Source organism: Streptomyces sp. NPDC107550 (assembly GCF_055639095.1).
Genome location: NZ_JBVKBC010000047.1, coordinates 1 through 15,541, shown reverse-complemented (window position 1 = coordinate 15,541; position 15,541 = coordinate 1). Strand labels below are relative to the sequence as shown.

Genomic DNA, 15,541 nt, shown 5'->3' with positions numbered 1-15,541 from the left:
CGGCCAAAAGCCCCACGGGGCAGCAACGTCTCCAGCAACTCCCATTCCTCATCAGTCAGTTCATGACGACGCACCATCACTCCATACTGCCCCCCCGGCACGACACTTTGACGACACGCCCTAGGTAGGTGGGCCAGCCCGTGAGTTCTTCGTCCTCGACTCCGTCGTGGTTGCTCGCGCAGTTCCCCGCGCCCCTCAGGTGAGTGGGCCAGCCCGTGGGTTCGTTGTCCTCGACATTCGTCGTGGCTGGTCGCGCAGTTACCCGCGCCCCTGGAGGGGCGACTACGTCGCCACCTCCCCCCCTGGGCCCCGACAGGGGCGCGGGGAACTGCGCAAACGTTCAGGGCAGCCGGGCTCGCCCGGAGAGTTGCCGTTCAGGAAAGCGCCGCTGGGCCAGGGCTGAGGCGGGCGGAGGCCCTACCGCTCGCCCGGAGCCAGGTCACGCCGACGCCCGCCGCGAGGGCGACCTCGATGACGTCGCCGCCGTAGTACATGAGCCGCGCCCCCGCCCGGACATCCTCGGCGCTGAAGCCCGGCGCGGCGACCCCGTGCGCGTAAAGGGACTTGGCGAGGATGCCGTGCGCGGCGGACGCGAGGACGAGGGCGATGACGCGCAGCCCGAACCCGCCACCGGGCCCCCGGCGCGGCACCGGGTCGACCGCGAGGACGCTGACGCTGAACAGCAACCCGGCGGCGAACACATGGAGTTGGACGAGCGCTTCGAGCCACGGCGTATGGTGCGCGGCCCCGAACAGCGGCGTGCGGTACAGCACCCACAGCCCGCCGACATCCAGGACCGCCGCCACCGGGGGCCAGGCGAGCACGCCGACCACCCGCGACCGCAGCACCGCACGCAGCACCAGACGCGGGGCGGTGGGCAGGGCGCGCAGCGCGAGCGTCACCGGGCGGGCGGCGGCCAGCAACAGCGGGGCCGCCATGCCGGTGACGAGGTGGCCCGCCATGTGCGCGGTGAACGGGCCGCCGGGCCAGGGCTGTTGGACCGCCGCACAGATCAGCAGGCCGCCGCCGCAGAACAGGGCGTCGCGGTGCGCGGGCCAGCGATCCCCGCGCCGGCGCAGCCGCGTCCCGGCGGTGACGTACAGGGCGCAGCAGAGGACGGTCAGGGCGACGGCGACCGCGCTCACCGACGGCCCCGTACGAGGAGGGCGGTGCCCACGGCGAGGAGGAGGACGGCGATGACGTTCCACGTCCAGTCGTAGGGCGCGAGTCCGACGCCGTAGCGGATCTGGTGCAGGCCCATCAGCTTGTGCTGGACGGTCCCGTCGTAGAGCTGGAAGCCGCCGAGACCGAGGCAGACCCCGGCCCACCAGGCGTGCCGCACCTGCGCGGAGCGGCGCCGCAGATCCGCGTACACGAACAGCCCGGCGACGACGGCGAACCAGCCGAACGCGTGGAAGAGGCCGTCGGAGACGAGCCCCGCGGCGGTCGTGGAGCGGTCGTAGAAGTGGTGCCAGTGCAGGAGTTGGTGGAAGACGGTCTCGTCGACGAAGGCGGCGACGCCGACGCCGGTCAGGACGCCGCCGGTGATCGAGCGGCCCCGGGGGCGCGCCGCCGGGCCCGGGACCGAGGTGACGCGCACGGCCCGGCGGAGTCCTGACTCCCTCACGGCCGCATCAGCACCTTGACGGCGCCGTCGCGCTTCTTCTGGAACATGTCGTACGCCTGGGCCGCGTCGGCGAGCGGCACGTGGTGCGTGGCGAAGTCGTCGACGCCGAGCGGGTCGTCGTCGGTGAGCAGCGGCAGGATCTCGTCGGTCCAGCGGCGCACGTTGGCCTGGCCCATGCGGAACTGGAGCTGCTTGTCGAACATGGTCATGAGCGGCAGCGGCGACGCCATGCCGCCGTAGACGCCGCTGAGGGCGACCGTGCCGCCGCGCCGGACGAGGGCGATGGCCAGGCGCAGCGCGGCCAGCCGGTCGGCGCCGCCGGTGCGTTCGGCGAGCTTCGCGGACCAGGAGTGCGGGAGCAGTCCCGCGGCCTGCTGGGCGGTGCGGCCGAGCGGGCTGCCGTGGGCCTCGGTGCCGACGGCGTCGATGACGGCGTCGGGGCCGCGCCCGCCCGTCTCGGCGTGGATCGCGGCGACGAGGTCGTCGCTGTTGTCGTGGTCGCGCAGGTCATACGTCTCGACGCCCCGGGCGCGGGCCCGTGCCAGACGGTCGGGCACGAGGTCGACGCCGATGACGCGGCCCGCGCCCTCGTGCAGGGCGACGCGGCAGGCCATGTCGCCGATGGGCCCGAGGCCGAGGACGGCGAGCGTGCCGCCCTTGGGGACCTCGGCGTGCCGGACGGCCTGCCAGGCGGTGGGCAGCACGTCGGACAGGTACACGAACCGGTCGTCGTCGGGGCCGTGCGGCACCTTGATCGGCCCGTACTGGGCCTGCGGGACGCGCAGGTACTCGGCCTGCGCCCCGGGCACGGCGCCGTACAGGGCGGTGTAGCCGAAGAGGGCGGCGCCGCTGCCGTGCTCGGCGACCTGGGTCGTCTCGCACTGGGTGGGCAGGCCCTTGTCGCACATCCAGCAGTGCCCGCAGGCGATCTGGAAGGGGACGACGACCCGGTCGCCGGGGCTCAGGTGCGGGACCTCGGAGCCGACCTCCTCGACGATGCCGATGGGTTCGTGGCCGAGGATGTCACCGGGGGTCATGAACGGCGTGAGCACTTCGTACAGGTGCAGGTCGGAGCCGCACAGGCCGCTGGAGGTGACGCGGATGACGGCGTCGGTGGGCTTCTCGATGCGCGGGTCGGGGACGTCCTCCACACGGACGTCGCGCCTGCCCTGCCAGGTCACTGCTTTCACGGAGCCTCCCTCAAGGCGTGGGGGCGCCGGCGGGAGCGGGGAGCCGGCGCGGGTCCCCTCGGGTGCGGAGGCGGCCGGGTACCCGGTGTCGCGCCCGTTACGCTCCCGGCGGCCCGGGTAGCCGCGCCGCATGACGAAGAAGCCGCTGACCAGCAAGAGGACCGTGGTGGTGACCGGCGCGAGCGGGGGTGTCGGCAGGGCGAGCGCCGAGGAGTTCGCCCGGCACGGCTGCCGGGTCGCGCTGCTGGCGCGGGGGCGCTCCGGGCTCGGCGCGCTCGCCGATGAGGTGCGCGAGGCGGGCGGGGAGCCGCTGGTCGTGCCGGTGGACGTCGCGGACGCGAGGTCTGTGGAGGACGCCGCCGCCGAGGTCGAGGAACGGCTCGGCCCGATCGACGTGTGGGTGAACAACGCGTTCGCCGGGGCGTTTGTCGTGGTACGTGGTGAAGCCGCCGCTGCCGTACACGGGGACCTCGCGGCGGGCCGCGCCGAGGAGCCGGACGAGGGGCAGGTCGCTGAGGCGGGCCTTGAGGTCCCACAGGGCTAGGTGGACGGCGGACAGGGCGCAGCCCGCGACGCCGGGCCGGCCCGAGTTGCGCAGGGCGCGGCGCAGGGCGTCGTGGCGGGCGGGGATGCCGAACGCGTCCTGCCCCTCGACGAGCGGCGCGAGCTGGTCGCGGACCACGTGGGCGGCGGTCGGCGGGGCGTAGGTCCGGCCGGTGCCGGTGACCCCGCCCGCGACGGCTTCCACGAGGACGACGGTGGCGCTGTCCCAGGCGAGGGTGCCGTCGGCCTCGGGGGCGTCGGTGGGGACGGTGTAGGCGCTGACGGGGACGCGTTCCACGGGCAGGCAGATTCCCGGGGACGTCGGTGGGTTCATGTCACCGGGTGGAGCCGTCCTTGAGCTGCGGGAGCACCTTCGTACGGTAGAAGTCGAAGAAGTCGCGCTGGTCGGGGCCGATCTGGCCGACGTAGACGCGGTCGAAGCCGGAGTCGCGGAACGCGGCGAGGGCCTTGACGTGCTCCTCGGGGTCGGGGCCGCAGGGCACGGAGTCGGCGACCATCTCCTCGGTGACGAGGGACTCGGCCTGTTCGAAGTGGTGGGGGCTCGGGAGGACCTGGCCGAGTTCGCCGGGCAGCATCTGGTTGGCCCACAGGCCGTGCACCCGGCGTACGGCGGCCTCGCGGTCGGTGCCGTAGCAGACCTTGACGCCGCCGCTGACGAGCTTGCCTCCGCCGCCGCCCTTGCGGAACTGGGTGACGAGTTCCTCGTCGGGGCTCATGGTGATGTAGCCGTCGCCGATGCGGGCGGCGAGCGAGGTGGCGGCCGGGCCGAAGCCGGAGACGTCGATGGGGACGGGCTGGTCGGGCAGCGTGTAGATGCGGGCGTTCTCGACGGTGTAGTGCTCGCCCCTGTGGGTGACCTCGCCGCCTTCGAGCAGGCGGCGGATGAGGGCGACGGCCTCCTCCAGCATCTCCAGGCGGACCTGCGCGTTGGGCCACGGGCCTCCGAGGATGTGCTCGTTCAGGGCCTCCCCGGTGCCGACGCCGAACCGGAAGCGGCCCTCCAGCATCACGGCGCTGGTGGCCACGGCCTGGGCGACGACGGCGGGGTGGAGGCGGACGGTCGGGCAGGTGACGGCCGTCTCGACGGGCAGGGAGACGGCTTCGGCCAGCGCGCCGATCACGGACCACACGAACGGGCTCTGGCCCTGGGCGTCGTTCCAGGGGTGGTAGTGGTCGGAGATCCACAGGCAGTCGAAGCCGGCCTGTTCGGCCATGCGGGCCTGTTCGACCAGCTCGCGCGGGGTGAACTCCTCCGACGCCAGGAAGTAGCCGTATTCGGGCATGCCGTCCTCCAGGGGATGTGGGTGGATATGGGCGGTCCGAGGAGGGCCGGGTATCCCGGGGCCCGGGAGGGAAACCCTGTCCTGGCCGGGAGGAATCCCTGTTCAGACGGCCACCACGGCCACCACGAAGGACGGGGGCCTGCCGGACGGGGTCGCGGGTGAGGGCGGCGGTGGTCACACCCCCGCGAATTCGAGGGGCTGGGCGGTGCTGATGAGCACGAAATACAGAATTGCGGTCAGCACCGCCCAGACGGCCGATTCGTACATGACCCGCGTCTGGGGTCGATGGTTTAGCGGTTCAGGCGGCGGTTACCCGGCTATTCACCACCGGTACCAGCGCCCGCGCCCTCCGCTCGCCGACGTGCCACGGACCAGGAAACCGAGCAGCCAGACGACCAGGACGGCAAGCGCCACCCACCAGAGAACCTTGACCGCGAATCCGGCGCCGAAAAGGATCAGCGCAAGCAGCAGAACCAGCAGGACAGGAACCATGGTCAATACCTCCTTGCCCTTTCGAGTTCCCTTGATTATCTCCCCCATACACGGAGAGTGGAAGTGACGGAAAAGAATTCCAAGGCGAGTTCCGAGGACCGCAAGACGCGGATCACGGTGCTGCTCGCGCTGGGCGCGAATCTGCTGATAGCGGTGGCGAAAGCGGTCGGCGGTCTGATCGCCGCGTCGCCCGCCCTGCTGTCGGAGGCGGCGCACTCGGTGGCCGACAGCCTCAACGAGGTGTTTCTGCTCGCGGCGCTGCACCGCAGCAAACGGCCGGCGGACCGGCGCCATCCGTTCGGATACGGCAAGGAGCGCTTTTTCTGGTCGCTGCTCGCTGCGGTCGGCATCTTCGTGATGGGCGGTTGTTTCTCGTTCTTCCAGGGTTTCGAGGCGCTGACGTCCGGCGGCGAGCAGGAGTCGCGCAGCGGTTATGTCGCCGGTCTGGTGGTGCTCGGCGTCGCGCTGGTCGCGGAGGGCGGCTCGCTGCTGCGGGCGGTGCTCCAGGTGCGGGCGCAGCCGGGGCCGGGGATCGGCTCGGACCCCGCGCTGCGCACGGTGCTCGCGGAGGACGGCACGGCGGTGATCGGGGTGCTGCTCGCGGCGGGCGGCATGGTCGGTCACATGGTGACGGGCGAGGTGGTGTGGGAGGGTTCGGCGTCCCTGGCGATCGGTGTGCTCCTCGTGTACGTGGCCTACCGGCTCGGGGCGTCCGCGCGGGGCCAGTTGATCGGCGAGGCCGTGGACCCGGAGCTGCATCGCGGGATCAGTGAACTGCTCGCGGAGCAGGCGGAGATCGACCATGTGGCGGAGCTGCACACGATGCGGCTCGGGATGGACTCGACGCTGGTGGCGGCGCGGATCGATCTGGTGCCGGGCATCGACAGCGAGCGCCTGGAACTGGTCAGCGACCGCATCAAGCGGGCCGTGCGGGAGAAGTGGCCGGAGGCCGATCAGGTGTTCCTGGACGTGGTCAACGCGCCGCGTCCCGTGCACGGTTGACGGCCCCCGCCGGGCGGGGGCCGTCAACTCCGGGTGCTCCTGTGCTTTTGTGCTCCTGTCCGGCGGTCAGCCCTGCTTGTTGCCCGGGAGGAACTCCTGGACCTTCGCCTTGAAGCCCTGCTTGACCATGTCGGTGGTCTGCGGGTCGCCCTTGAGGATGGCCTCGGCGGTGGACTCCATCTGGTCCCAGGTGGCGTGCGGCGGGATGGGCGGCACCGACGGATCGGTGCGGAAGTCGACGACGGCGGGGGTGTCGGCGGCGAGCGCGGCCCGCCACGCCTCGCTCACGTCGCCGGGCTTCTCCACCCGGATCCCGGTGAGGCCGAGCGAGCGGGCGAAGGCCGCGTAGTCGACGTCCGGCAGTTCCTGCGAGGGCAGGAAGGACGGCGAGCCGCCCATCGCCCGCAGCTCCCACGTCACCTGGTTGAGGTCGCGGTTGTTGAAGATGCCGACGACCAGGCGCGGGTCGCTCCAGCGGTGCCGGTACTTCGCGGCGGTGATCAGCTCGGCCATGCCGTTCATCTGCATGGCGCCGTCGCCGACGAGGGCGACGACGGGCCGGTCCGGGTGGGCGTACTTGGCGCCGATGGCGTACGGCACGGCGCAGCCCATGGTGGCGAGGGTGCCGGAGAGCGAGCCGCGCATGGTGCCGCGCATCGTGATGTGCCGGGCGTACCAGTTGGCGGCCGAGCCGGAGTCGGAGGTGAGGATCGTGTTGTCCGGCAGCAGCGGGTCGAGGGCCCGCGTCACGTACTCCGGGTTGATCGGGTCCGCGCTCAACTCGGCGCGGCGGCCCATGACTTCGTGCCAGCGTTCGACGCCCGCGCGGATCTCCTCGTGCCAGTCGCGGCCCTCGTTCCGGTTGAGCAGGGGCAGCAGCCGGCGCAGGGTGACGCGCGCGTCGCCGATGAGGTTGACCTCGTACGGGTAGCGCATGCCGATCATGTGCGGGTCGATGTCGATCTGGACGCCGCGCGCCTTGCCGTACTCCGGCAGGAACTGGGAGTACGGGAAGCTGGAGCCGATGGTGAGCAGCGTGTCGCAGTCACGCATCATCTCGTACGAGGGCCGGGTGCCGAGCAGGCCGATGGAGCCGGTGACGTACGGGATGTCGTCGGAGAGGACGTCCTTGCCGAGCAGGGCCTTGGCCACGCCGGCGCCGAGGAGTTCGGCGATCTCGCAGACCTCGTCGCGGGCGCCGCGCGCGCCTTGGCCGACGAGGATGGCGACCCTGTCACCGGAGTTGAGGACCTCGGCGGCGCGCTCCAGTGCCTCCTGGGCGGGTTCGGCGGTCCAGGAGCTGCGGTCGAGGCTGGAGGGCACCATCTTGAACGCGTGCGGCGGCGGGTTGTAGTCCAGTTCCTGGACGTCGCCGGGGATGATCACGGCGGTGGGGGCGCGGCGCGCGTAGGCGGTGCGGATGGCGCGGTCGAGGACGTTGGGCAGTTGCTCGGGGACGGTGACGGTCTCCACGAAGTCGGAGGCGACGTCCTTGTAGAGCGTGTGCAGGTCGACTTCCTGCTGGTAGGAGCCGCCCATGGCGCTGCGCGCGGTCTGGCCGACGATGGCGAGGACCGGGACGTGGTCGAGCTTGGCGTCGTAGAGGCCGTTGAGCAGGTGGATGGCGCCGGGGCCCGAGGTGGCGACGCAGACGCCGAGGCCGCCGCTGAACTTGGCGTGTCCGACGGCCTCGAACGCGGCCATCTCCTCGTGCCGGGCCTGGACGAACTCGGGCTCGTTGTCGGCGCGGCCCCAGGCGGCGAGCAGGCCGTTGATGCCGTCGCCCGGATAGCCGAAGACCTGCTGGACGCCCCACGCGCGCAGGCGGCTGAGGATGTGATCGGCGACCTTGGTGCTCATGCCGGGACCTTTCGGGTCGGTGTCGCGGAGACGGACGGACAGACGGTCGTGCCGAGGGCCGGCGCCGCCGTGCGCCGGGTGGGGCGCGCGCTGCGGCGGAGTCCTCGGGGGCCGGGTGACCAGCAACGGGCCCGGGAAACCCGGTTGGCGCGGCGCGCTCGGGGTACCCGTCCGGCTCGACCGCGTCCCAGGGACCGGCGCGGGGGGACGAAGGAGGGGACATGGGCCTGGTGCAGGCGGGTGTGCTGGTGCTGGACTGCGCGGAGCCGGAGGAGCTGGCCGAGTTCTACCGGGCGCTGCTCGACGGGGAGATCAGTACGTCCCCGGGCAGCAACCGCATCGACGTGATCGGCCCGCAGGGTACGCGGATGGCGTTCCGGCGCGATCTGAACGCCGCCCCGCCGAGCTGGCCGCGCCCCGACGACTCGCAACAGGCCCATCTGGACTTCCTGGTCGCCCGGGACGATCTGGACGAGGTGGAGCGGATGGTGATCGGGCTCGGCGCGCGCCCACTGGAGACGCGCGGCGCGCGGGGGCCGAACGAGACGCGGCTGTACTCGGACCCGGCCGGGCATCCGTTCGCGGTGCACTGCGCTAAGCAGCCGGCACCGAAGACGGGCTGAGCCCCGTTCGGAACCGACCGCTCCAAGAATCTGACCGAAAACGATCACCCTTGACCGAAATGAGGTTCTTCGATGAACACCGTCGCCCGCTCACCGCATCCCGCGGAGACCAAGCACGAGGTCAAGGGCCGCATCCGCACCTGCCGCCCGGCCCGCCGCGACGGACGGGAGCCGAGCGCCCCGGAACCGGAACGGGATCCTGACTGGAATCTGGTGCGGGGAGAGGACTGAGAGGGCCCTTCCCTCCCCCGCTCATCGGCATATCCTGTCGGTGCCGACGAGGGGAGGCCTCATGGCGCTGAACACCGCCGCCCGGCCGAAGATCCTTGTCGTGGACGACCGCGACGACACGCTGTTCGCCATGGAGAGCGCGCTCGCGCCCCTCGGCTACCCCGTGGACCGGGCGGCCTCGGGCGACGAGGCACTCAAGCGCGTCCTGCGCGGGGGCGTCGCCGTCGTCCTGCTCGACGTGCTGATGCCCGACGTCAGCGGCTTCGAGGTGGCGCACTACATGGCCCGCCTGGAGCAGACGCAGCACATCCCGATCATGATGATCACCGGCGCGGGACAGGACCCCACGCTCGCCCTCAAGGCGTTCGAGCTGGGCGTCGCCGACTACGTGGTCAAGCCCGTCGAGCCGTGGGTCATGCGCACCAAGGTCCGCTACCTCTACGAGACGAGCCTGCGCATGAACGCCCTGCGCGAGCGCCTGCGCACCTTCGAGGCGAGCGCGGTGCCCGCACAGCCCTCCGGCGAACCGCTGGTCGGCCCGCCGCTGCCGCGCCCCGCCTGACCCTGCCTCGGCCCGCCTTCCCCACCCCGCTCCCCCGCCCGCCCCGCCCGCTCCGGCCGCTCCGGCCGCTCCGGCCGCCGAGCCGACCGGGTGTCCATGCTCACACCCCCGCACGGACCGACCCCCACCCATCTGGTTGTAGAGTACAACTTCGTTAAGAGTTGTATAAGCCAACCCATGGAGGTCCCGGCCATGCGCAATCCGGCGCTGCGCCACGTCCTGACGCATCTGCTCACGCCCCTGCTGATGTGCGTGGGCATGGGGCTCGCGTATCTGGGCGCCTTCGCCTCTCCCGAGCCGCACCATCTGCCGGTCGCCGTCGTCGGTCAGGGGCCCGAGGCGAAGGTGTTCGCGCAGACGGTCAAGGACAAGGCGGGTGACGCGCTCGACGTGCGCACCCTCGGCGACCGCGCCGCCGCGATCGACCAGCTCCGCACCCGTTCCATCGACGGCGCGTACGTGCTCGACGCGAAGTCGCCCGAGCTGATCGTGGCGTCCGCCGGGTCCGACACCACCGTCTCCGTGGTCGAGAAGATCTTCACGCCGGTCGCCGCCGGGCAGGGCACGCCGCTGAAGGTGACGGACGTGGCGCCGCCGGTCTCCGACGACCCGACGGGCCAGGGCCTGTTCTTCCTCCTGGTGGCGATCAGCATCGGCAGCTACGCGTCGGTCGCGGTGCTCGGCGGCGCGGGCGCGGCCCTGCGGATGCGGACGCGGGCGCTGCTCGCGGTCGGCGTCTCGGGTGTCGTGGCGCTGATCGGCGCCGCGTTCGCCGGGCCGGTGTTCCATCTGGCGCACGCCCATCTGTGGGGGCTGTGGGGCATGGCGTGGCTGTACTCGGCGGGCATCCTCGCCCTCGGCGTCGGCCTGCACACGTTCCTCAAGCGCTGGACGACGCTCGCCGTCATGGTGCTGTTCGTGATGCTGAACTTCACCAGCTCCGGCGGCATCTTCCGGCCCGAGCTGCAGAACGGGTTCTTCGGCGGTCTGCACGCCTTCTGGAACGGCGCCGGCTTCGTCGAGGGCGCGCGCGGCCTGCTCTACTTCGACGGCTACGGCCTCGGCCGGAACGTGTGGACGCTGGTGGCCTGGCTCGCCGTCGGCGCGCTCGCCCTGCTCGTCGCGGCCCGCGCCGAGCACCGCCAGGAGCGGGCCCTGACGCACACGCCGGCCCACGCGGCGCCCCGCACCGCCGCGTCCCACGGCGCTGAGGACTCCAAGACCTCAAAGACCTCCGAGAACTCCGAGAACTTGGACGACTCCGAGGAGGAGATGGAGGAGGCCGTCGGCGTCTGACGCCCCCACGCGACCCACGCGATGTGCCCCGCACCCGATCACCGGGTGCGGGGCACATCTTCGTACGGTACGGGCACCTCCGGGCGCCCGGGGGCGGGTCAGACGCCGTGCGGGATCTTCTTGGAGCGGCCGCGCAGCATGAACGCCTCGACGATCTCGACGATGCCCATCGCCACCAGCCAGCAGCCGCCGACGAGGGTCAGGACGGCCACCGAGCCGAACGGCGAGACGATGAGCACGATGCCGGCGAGGGCGCTGATGACGCCGAGGAACGCCTGCCAGCCCCGGGCGGGCATCGCCGGGTCGGAGGCGGCGGCGACGGTCTGCGTGATGCCCCGGAACAGCCAGCCGATGCCGATCCACAGCGCGAGCAGCAGGATCGACTGCATCGCTCCGCGGAAGCAGAACAGGCCGAGCAGGATCGACAGGGCGCCGCTGATGAACGCCATGACGCGCAGCCCGGTCGTCACATGGGTGCCGAACGCGCCGACGAGCTGGAAGACGCCGCTGACGACGAGGTAGACGCCGAACAGGACGCCCGCCGCGAGCAGGGTCGCGCCGGGCCAGGCCAGCACGAGCACGCCGAGGACGAGCGAGGCGACGCCGGCGAGCAGCACCGCCTGCCAGGCGGCCTGCGCGATACGGCCGAGCGGTCCCTGCGGGCCGGGCGGTGGCGTCCCGGCGCTATCGCGGTCCTCGGCGCGGTCCTCGGCGCGGTGTGGGGTGTGCTGCGGTTCGTACGGTGCGTGTGTCATGTCCGCACTCTCTGCTCGGGTGCCCCGCCCGGCGACCGGGCAGGGCCGAACGGGTGAACGTCAGGCGGCCGGTTCCGGCTCCTTCGCGGAGTCCGAGCCGTGCCGTACGGAGCAGACGAGGGAGTCGTCGCGCACGTCCGCGACGATCGTGTCGCCAGGCTCCGCCTCGCCGCTGAGCATGAGGGCGGCGAGCCGGTTGTCGAGTTCGGTCTGGATGGTGCGGCGCAGCGGCCGGGCGCCGAACTCGGGCTGGTGGCCGTGGGCGACGAGCAGTTTCTTGGCCGCCTCGGTCACCTCCAGGGTCATGCCCTGCGCGTGGACGCGGCGCTTGCTGTTGTCGAGGAGGTGGTCGACGATCTCGCCGAGGTCGTCCGCGCTGAGGCCGTGGAAGATGATGATCTCGTCGATGCGGTTGAGGAACTCCGGCAGGAACCGGCCCCGCAGGTCGTCCATCAACTCGTCCTTGATCTCGGACACGTCGCCCTGGTGGGCGAGGATGCGCTGGGCGCCGATGTTCGAGGTCATGATGACGACGCAGTTGCGGAAGTCGACGGTGCGGCCCTGGGAGTCGGTGAGGCGGCCGTCGTCGAGGACCTGGAGCAGCGTGTTGAAGACGTCCGGGTGGGCCTTTTCGACCTCGTCGAACAGGAGCACGCTGTAGGGCTGGCGGCGGACCTTCTCGGTGAGCTGGCCGGCTTCCTCGTGGCCGACGTAGCCGGGAGGGGCGCCGACGAGCCGGGAGACGGTGTGCTTCTCCTGGAACTCGCTCATGTCGAAGCGGACCATGCGGTTCTCGTCGCCGAACAGCAGCGCGGCGAGCGCCTTGGCCAGTTCGGTCTTGCCGACGCCGGTCGGGCCGAGGAAGAGGAACGAGCCGACGGGCCGGTTCGGGTCGCCCATGCCGGCGCGGTTGCGGCGGACGGCCTGGGAGACGGCGGTGACGGCCTCGTCCTGGCCGACGACGCGGTCGTGCAGGGCGTCCTCCAGCTTGAGCAGCTTGTCCTTCTCGCTGGCGGTGAGCTGCGATACGGGGATGCCGGTGCGCCGCGAGACGACGTCGGCGATGTCGGCGGCGGTGACCTCGACGACGCCCTCGCGGCGCTCTTCGATGCCGGCGAGTTCGCCCTCGACCTCGCTGATCTGCTTCTTCAGCTCGGAGGCCCGCTCGTAGTCCTCGGCGGCGATGGCCTGGTCCTTCTCGCGCCGCAGCTTGGCGATCCTGTCCTCGCGGGAGACGACCTCGGTGTTGCGGCCCGCGCTGCGCAGCCGGACGCGGGCGCCCGCCTGGTCCATCACGTCGATGGCCTTGTCGGGCAGGAACCGGTCGCTGATGTAGCGGTCGGACAGTTCGGCGGCGGCGGCGAGCGCGCCGTCGCCGAAGCGGACCTGATGGTGGGCCTCGTAGGTGTCGCGCAGCCCCTCCAGGATCTGCACGGTCTCCTCGACGGACGGCTCGGGGATGGTGACGGGCTGGAAGCGGCGTTCCAGCGCGGGGTCCTTCTCCACGTACTTGCGGTACTCGTCGATGGTGGTGGCGCCGACGACGTGCAGCTCACCGCGGGCGAGGGCCGGCTTGAGCATGTTGCCGGCGTCCATCGAGCCCTCGCCGCTCGCGCCCGCGCCGACGACCGTGTGGAGTTCGTCGATGAACAGGACGACCTCGCCCTCGGCGGTGCGCACGTCCTCGATGACCTTCTTGAGCCGTTCCTCGAACTGGCCCCGGTACTGGGCGCCCGCGACCATGGCCGACAGGTCGAGGGCGACGACGCGCTTGTCCTTGAGGGTCTCGGGGACCTCGCCGGCGACGATGCGCTGGGCGAGCCCTTCGACGATGGCGGTCTTGCCGACGCCGGGCTCGCCGATGAGCACGGGGTTGTTCTTGGAGCGCCGGGACAGGATCTCGACGGTCTGTTCGATCTCCTCGGCGCGGCCGACGACGGGGTCGAGCTTGCCGGCCTTGGCCTCCTCGGTCAGGTCGCGGCCGTACTCGTCGAGCGTGGGGGTGTTGCTGTTGCCCGCGGCGCCGCCGCCCGCGGCGCCCGTGGACGGCACGCCGTCGGCGCGGGCGGCGCTGTCCGCGACGCCGCGCAGCCGGTCCACGTCGACGCCCTGGGCCCGCAGCAGCCGGGCGGCGCCCGCGTCGGGGTCGTCGAGGAGGGCGCCGAGGATGTGCTCGGGGCCGATGTAGGAGACACCGGCGGCCTGCGAGCGGGCGTGCGCGGCGGCCAGGGTGCGCTTCGCGGCGGGGGTCAGGCCGGGCTGGGAGGACGGCTCGGCGCTCTCGCCCGGCAGGGCCTTGGCGATGGTCGCGGCGAGCGCGTCGGGTTCGGCACCGGCCTGCGCGAGCAGCGTACGGGCCGGGTCGACCTGGGTCGCGGCCCACAGCAGGTGCTCGGTGTCCAGGTCGGAGCTGCCGTCCTCGACGGCGCGGCCCGTGGCCCGGCCGATCAGCTCACGGGCCGAGTCGGTGAGCAGCCGGCCGATGGGGACGCGCTGCACCTGCGGGGGCGCGGAACCCGGCGACATGCCGAAGAAGCGGTTGAGCAGCTCGCCGAAGGGGTCGGGCGAGCCGAAAGGGGATCCGAAGGACATCGACATGGCGGGGTCTCCCGTTGGACGTCACGGCAACACCCTTCACTGAATCAACACCCGGCCCACTCCGCAAAAGGAGACGAACGCGCACAATGGCGGCATGAGTACACACCAGCGGTCCGACCGTTTCCCGGTCCGGCGTGTCTACGATCCGCCCGCCTCCGACGACGGCACCCGGCTGCTCGTGGACCGGCTGTGGCCGCGCGGGGTCTCCAAGGAGCGCGCCGACGTCGACGAGTGGCTGAAGGAGATCGCGCCGTCGAAGGAGCTGCGGTCCTGGTACCACGCGGACAAGGACGGCCGGTACGCGGAGTTCACCCGGCGCTACCGTGCCGAACTGGACGACCCCGAGCGCGCCGACCTCGTCGAGCACGTACGCGCACTCGCCGACAAGGGGCGCGTCACGCTGTTGACGGCGGTGAAGGACATCGAGCACAGCCATGTCCCGGTGCTGGTACGCCGGTTGAGGGGCTGACCGGCGCTTCTTTTTTGGGGGGCTGACCGGCGCCCTCCCCCACCGCCCGCCGCGTGTCAGGCGGCGAGGCAGAGCGTGTCGCGCGCGCCGCCGAAGGCGCGGTCGGCCGCGACGGGCGCGATCGAGCTGACGGACGCGACGGACGTGACCGAAGCTACCGAGGTGACCGAGGTGACCGAGGTGACCGAGGTGACGGCGGCCGGGCGGCGGGTGCGGGCGGTGCGCGTCCCGGACGCCAACGCGCCGTACGCGAGGGCCAGTACGTCGGCGATGCCGAGGCCGAGCGCGCCCGCGATGGCGGCGAGCATCTCGGACGACGCCTCCTTGCGCCCGCGTTCCACCTCGGAGAGGTAGGGCATGGAGACTCCGGCGACGTCGGCGACGTCTTGGAGGGTGCGCCGCTGCTCGCGCCTGCGCCGGCGCAGCACGTCACCGACGACGTGCCGCAGCAGCGGCTCCTGGGCCGGTACGGGTCGGGGGCCGCGGCTGTCGTGGTCGCTCATCGGCTCAGCGTACGAGGCCGGGGCGGCGGGCGGAACGGGCTTCGCCGAGGGCGATATCGGCGATGTCAGGCGCTTCGGGGGCGCTCCCAGTCGCAGGGCGGGGAGGGGCAGGCGTGCGCGTCGTGTTCCTTGAGGGCGATGCTCACGAGGGAGAGCAGCAGGTCCACGTCGGTGTCGCACTCCAGCAGGACGGTGACCCAGGAGGCGCCGGGCTGGACCCGGATCGCGCTGCTGTGCCGCAGTTGGGGCAGGAGCCGCTGCACCGCCGGGGAGGTCAGGTAGAGGTCGGCGCTGTCGTCGGCGTGGAAGTGGACGAGTTCGTGGCCCGACGCCCCGAAGGCGTGCCCCACGGAACAGCGGGGCGGGCCACTCACCAGATTCGGCCATGTCCCTAGGTGTATTGAGCACGAGCGTTGTTGACAGGGCCGGGGTCTTGATCATGGCGAAGACCTCCGGTGTGGTGGAGGTGTCTAAGCTGCACCGCAC

17 protein-coding genes are annotated in these 15,541 nt (G+C 72.0%); 6 read left to right on the top strand and 11 right to left on the bottom strand.

Annotated elements, in window-relative coordinates; genetic code table 11:
- Positions 1-374: 374 nt before the first annotated feature.
- From ACZ7LY_RS32430 to ACZ7LY_RS32405, 6 genes are all read right to left on the bottom strand, one after another.
- A complete protein-coding gene (locus ACZ7LY_RS32430; RefSeq protein ID WP_471628347.1) occupies positions 375-1,145 on the bottom strand; it encodes a cytochrome c oxidase assembly protein in 771 nt (256 codons plus the stop codon).
- Positions 1,142-1,627 (bottom strand): DUF2243 domain-containing protein, encoded by a 486-nt coding sequence (locus ACZ7LY_RS32425; RefSeq protein WP_471628346.1) that lies wholly within the window; start codon positions 1,625-1,627, stop codon positions 1,142-1,144. The genes ACZ7LY_RS32430 and ACZ7LY_RS32425 overlap by 4 nt, the downstream gene beginning before the upstream one ends.
- On the bottom strand, positions 1,624-2,817 hold the full coding sequence (locus ACZ7LY_RS32420; protein ID WP_471628345.1) for an alcohol dehydrogenase catalytic domain-containing protein: 1,194 nt from the start codon (positions 2,815-2,817) through the stop codon (positions 1,624-1,626). The genes ACZ7LY_RS32425 and ACZ7LY_RS32420 overlap by 4 nt, the downstream gene beginning before the upstream one ends.
- A gap of 97 nt (positions 2,818-2,914) precedes the next feature.
- Positions 2,915-3,694 (bottom strand): enolase-like domain-containing protein, encoded by a 780-nt coding sequence (locus ACZ7LY_RS32415; protein WP_471628344.1) that lies wholly within the window; start codon positions 3,692-3,694, stop codon positions 2,915-2,917.
- A 1-nt stretch (position 3,695) separates the two neighbouring features.
- Positions 3,696-4,664 carry a TIGR03557 family F420-dependent LLM class oxidoreductase gene (locus ACZ7LY_RS32410; protein WP_471628343.1) on the bottom strand — a complete coding sequence of 323 codons (969 nt, stop codon included), beginning with the start codon at positions 4,662-4,664 and terminating at the stop codon, positions 3,696-3,698.
- Positions 4,665-4,985: 321 nt separating this feature from the next.
- Positions 4,986-5,156 carry a hydrophobic protein gene (locus ACZ7LY_RS32405; protein WP_471628342.1) on the bottom strand — a complete coding sequence of 57 codons (171 nt, stop codon included), beginning with the start codon at positions 5,154-5,156 and terminating at the stop codon, positions 4,986-4,988.
- Between the two features lie 63 nt (positions 5,157-5,219).
- Between ACZ7LY_RS32405 and ACZ7LY_RS32400 the strand changes: the two genes are divergently transcribed.
- Positions 5,220-6,158, top strand: a complete 939-nt coding sequence (locus ACZ7LY_RS32400; RefSeq protein WP_471628341.1) for a cation diffusion facilitator family transporter — start codon at positions 5,220-5,222, stop codon at positions 6,156-6,158.
- A gap of 66 nt (positions 6,159-6,224) precedes the next feature.
- On the opposite strand, the gene ACZ7LY_RS32395 is transcribed toward ACZ7LY_RS32400, so the two are convergent.
- Positions 6,225-8,018, bottom strand: a complete 1,794-nt coding sequence (locus tag ACZ7LY_RS32395; protein WP_471628340.1) for a thiamine pyrophosphate-requiring protein — start codon at positions 8,016-8,018, stop codon at positions 6,225-6,227.
- Positions 8,019-8,239: 221 nt separating this feature from the next.
- On the opposite strand from ACZ7LY_RS32395, the gene ACZ7LY_RS32390 reads away from it, so the two are divergent.
- The 4 genes from ACZ7LY_RS32390 to ACZ7LY_RS32375 all read left to right on the top strand — a co-directional run bounded on the left by ACZ7LY_RS32390 (position 8,240) and on the right by ACZ7LY_RS32375 (position 10,730).
- Complete coding sequence (locus ACZ7LY_RS32390; protein WP_471628339.1) at positions 8,240-8,641, top strand: VOC family protein; 402 nt, start codon at positions 8,240-8,242, stop codon at positions 8,639-8,641.
- A gap of 72 nt (positions 8,642-8,713) precedes the next feature.
- Entirely contained in the window at positions 8,714-8,872 is a 159-nt protein-coding gene (locus tag ACZ7LY_RS32385; RefSeq protein WP_471628338.1) for a hypothetical protein, read from the top strand.
- Between the two features lie 61 nt (positions 8,873-8,933).
- On the top strand, positions 8,934-9,434 hold the full coding sequence (locus ACZ7LY_RS32380) for a response regulator (RefSeq protein WP_471628337.1): 501 nt from the start codon (positions 8,934-8,936) through the stop codon (positions 9,432-9,434).
- A 177-nt stretch (positions 9,435-9,611) separates the two neighbouring features.
- A complete protein-coding gene (locus ACZ7LY_RS32375) occupies positions 9,612-10,730 on the top strand; it encodes a hypothetical protein (protein WP_471628336.1) in 1,119 nt (372 codons plus the stop codon).
- A 98-nt stretch (positions 10,731-10,828) separates the two neighbouring features.
- On the opposite strand, the gene ACZ7LY_RS32370 is transcribed toward ACZ7LY_RS32375, so the two are convergent.
- The gene (locus ACZ7LY_RS32370; RefSeq protein WP_471628335.1) at positions 10,829-11,485 is read right to left on the bottom strand and encodes an HdeD family acid-resistance protein; all 657 of its coding nucleotides are present in this window, start codon (positions 11,483-11,485) and stop codon (positions 10,829-10,831) included.
- A 60-nt stretch (positions 11,486-11,545) separates the two neighbouring features.
- Entirely contained in the window at positions 11,546-14,083 is a 2,538-nt protein-coding gene (locus tag ACZ7LY_RS32365) for an ATP-dependent Clp protease ATP-binding subunit (protein ID WP_471628334.1), read from the bottom strand.
- 94 nt (positions 14,084-14,177) lie between these two features.
- Between ACZ7LY_RS32365 and ACZ7LY_RS32360 the strand changes: the two genes are divergently transcribed.
- Positions 14,178-14,552, top strand: coding sequence for a DUF488 domain-containing protein (locus ACZ7LY_RS32360; protein ID WP_471628333.1), 375 nt, complete (start codon positions 14,178-14,180; stop codon positions 14,550-14,552).
- A gap of 56 nt (positions 14,553-14,608) precedes the next feature.
- Here ACZ7LY_RS32360 and ACZ7LY_RS32355 read toward each other — a convergent pair whose 3' ends face one another.
- On the bottom strand, positions 14,609-15,055 hold the full coding sequence (locus ACZ7LY_RS32355; RefSeq protein ID WP_471628332.1) for a helix-turn-helix domain-containing protein: 447 nt from the start codon (positions 15,053-15,055) through the stop codon (positions 14,609-14,611).
- Positions 15,056-15,120: 65 nt separating this feature from the next.
- Positions 15,121-15,429, bottom strand: coding sequence for a luciferase domain-containing protein (locus ACZ7LY_RS32350; RefSeq protein WP_471628331.1), 309 nt, complete (start codon positions 15,427-15,429; stop codon positions 15,121-15,123).
- Positions 15,430-15,541: the final 112 nt, after the last annotated feature.

Excerpts from the sequence above, each read along its gene's own strand:
- ACZ7LY_RS32415 (WP_471628344.1), bottom strand. The coding sequence starts at position 3,694 with ATGAACCCACCGACGTCCCCGGGAATCTGCCTGCCCGTGGAACGCGTC.
- ACZ7LY_RS32355 (WP_471628332.1), bottom strand. The coding sequence starts at position 15,055 with ATGAGCGACCACGACAGCCGCGGCCCCCGACCCGTACCGGCCCAGGAG.
- ACZ7LY_RS32365 (WP_471628334.1), bottom strand. The coding sequence starts at position 14,083 with ATGTCGATGTCCTTCGGATCCCCTTTCGGCTCGCCCGACCCCTTCGGC.
- ACZ7LY_RS32385 (WP_471628338.1), top strand. The coding sequence starts at position 8,714 with ATGAACACCGTCGCCCGCTCACCGCATCCCGCGGAGACCAAGCACGAG.
- ACZ7LY_RS32405 (WP_471628342.1), bottom strand. The coding sequence starts at position 5,156 with ATGGTTCCTGTCCTGCTGGTTCTGCTGCTTGCGCTGATCCTTTTCGGC.
- ACZ7LY_RS32370 (WP_471628335.1), bottom strand. The coding sequence starts at position 11,485 with ATGACACACGCACCGTACGAACCGCAGCACACCCCACACCGCGCCGAG.
- ACZ7LY_RS32360 (WP_471628333.1), top strand. The coding sequence starts at position 14,178 with ATGAGTACACACCAGCGGTCCGACCGTTTCCCGGTCCGGCGTGTCTAC.
- ACZ7LY_RS32390 (WP_471628339.1), top strand. The coding sequence starts at position 8,240 with ATGGGCCTGGTGCAGGCGGGTGTGCTGGTGCTGGACTGCGCGGAGCCG.
- ACZ7LY_RS32375 (WP_471628336.1), top strand. The coding sequence starts at position 9,612 with ATGGAGGTCCCGGCCATGCGCAATCCGGCGCTGCGCCACGTCCTGACG.
- ACZ7LY_RS32380 (WP_471628337.1), top strand. The coding sequence starts at position 8,934 with ATGGCGCTGAACACCGCCGCCCGGCCGAAGATCCTTGTCGTGGACGAC.
- ACZ7LY_RS32395 (WP_471628340.1), bottom strand. The coding sequence starts at position 8,018 with ATGAGCACCAAGGTCGCCGATCACATCCTCAGCCGCCTGCGCGCGTGG.
- ACZ7LY_RS32410 (WP_471628343.1), bottom strand. The coding sequence starts at position 4,664 with ATGCCCGAATACGGCTACTTCCTGGCGTCGGAGGAGTTCACCCCGCGC.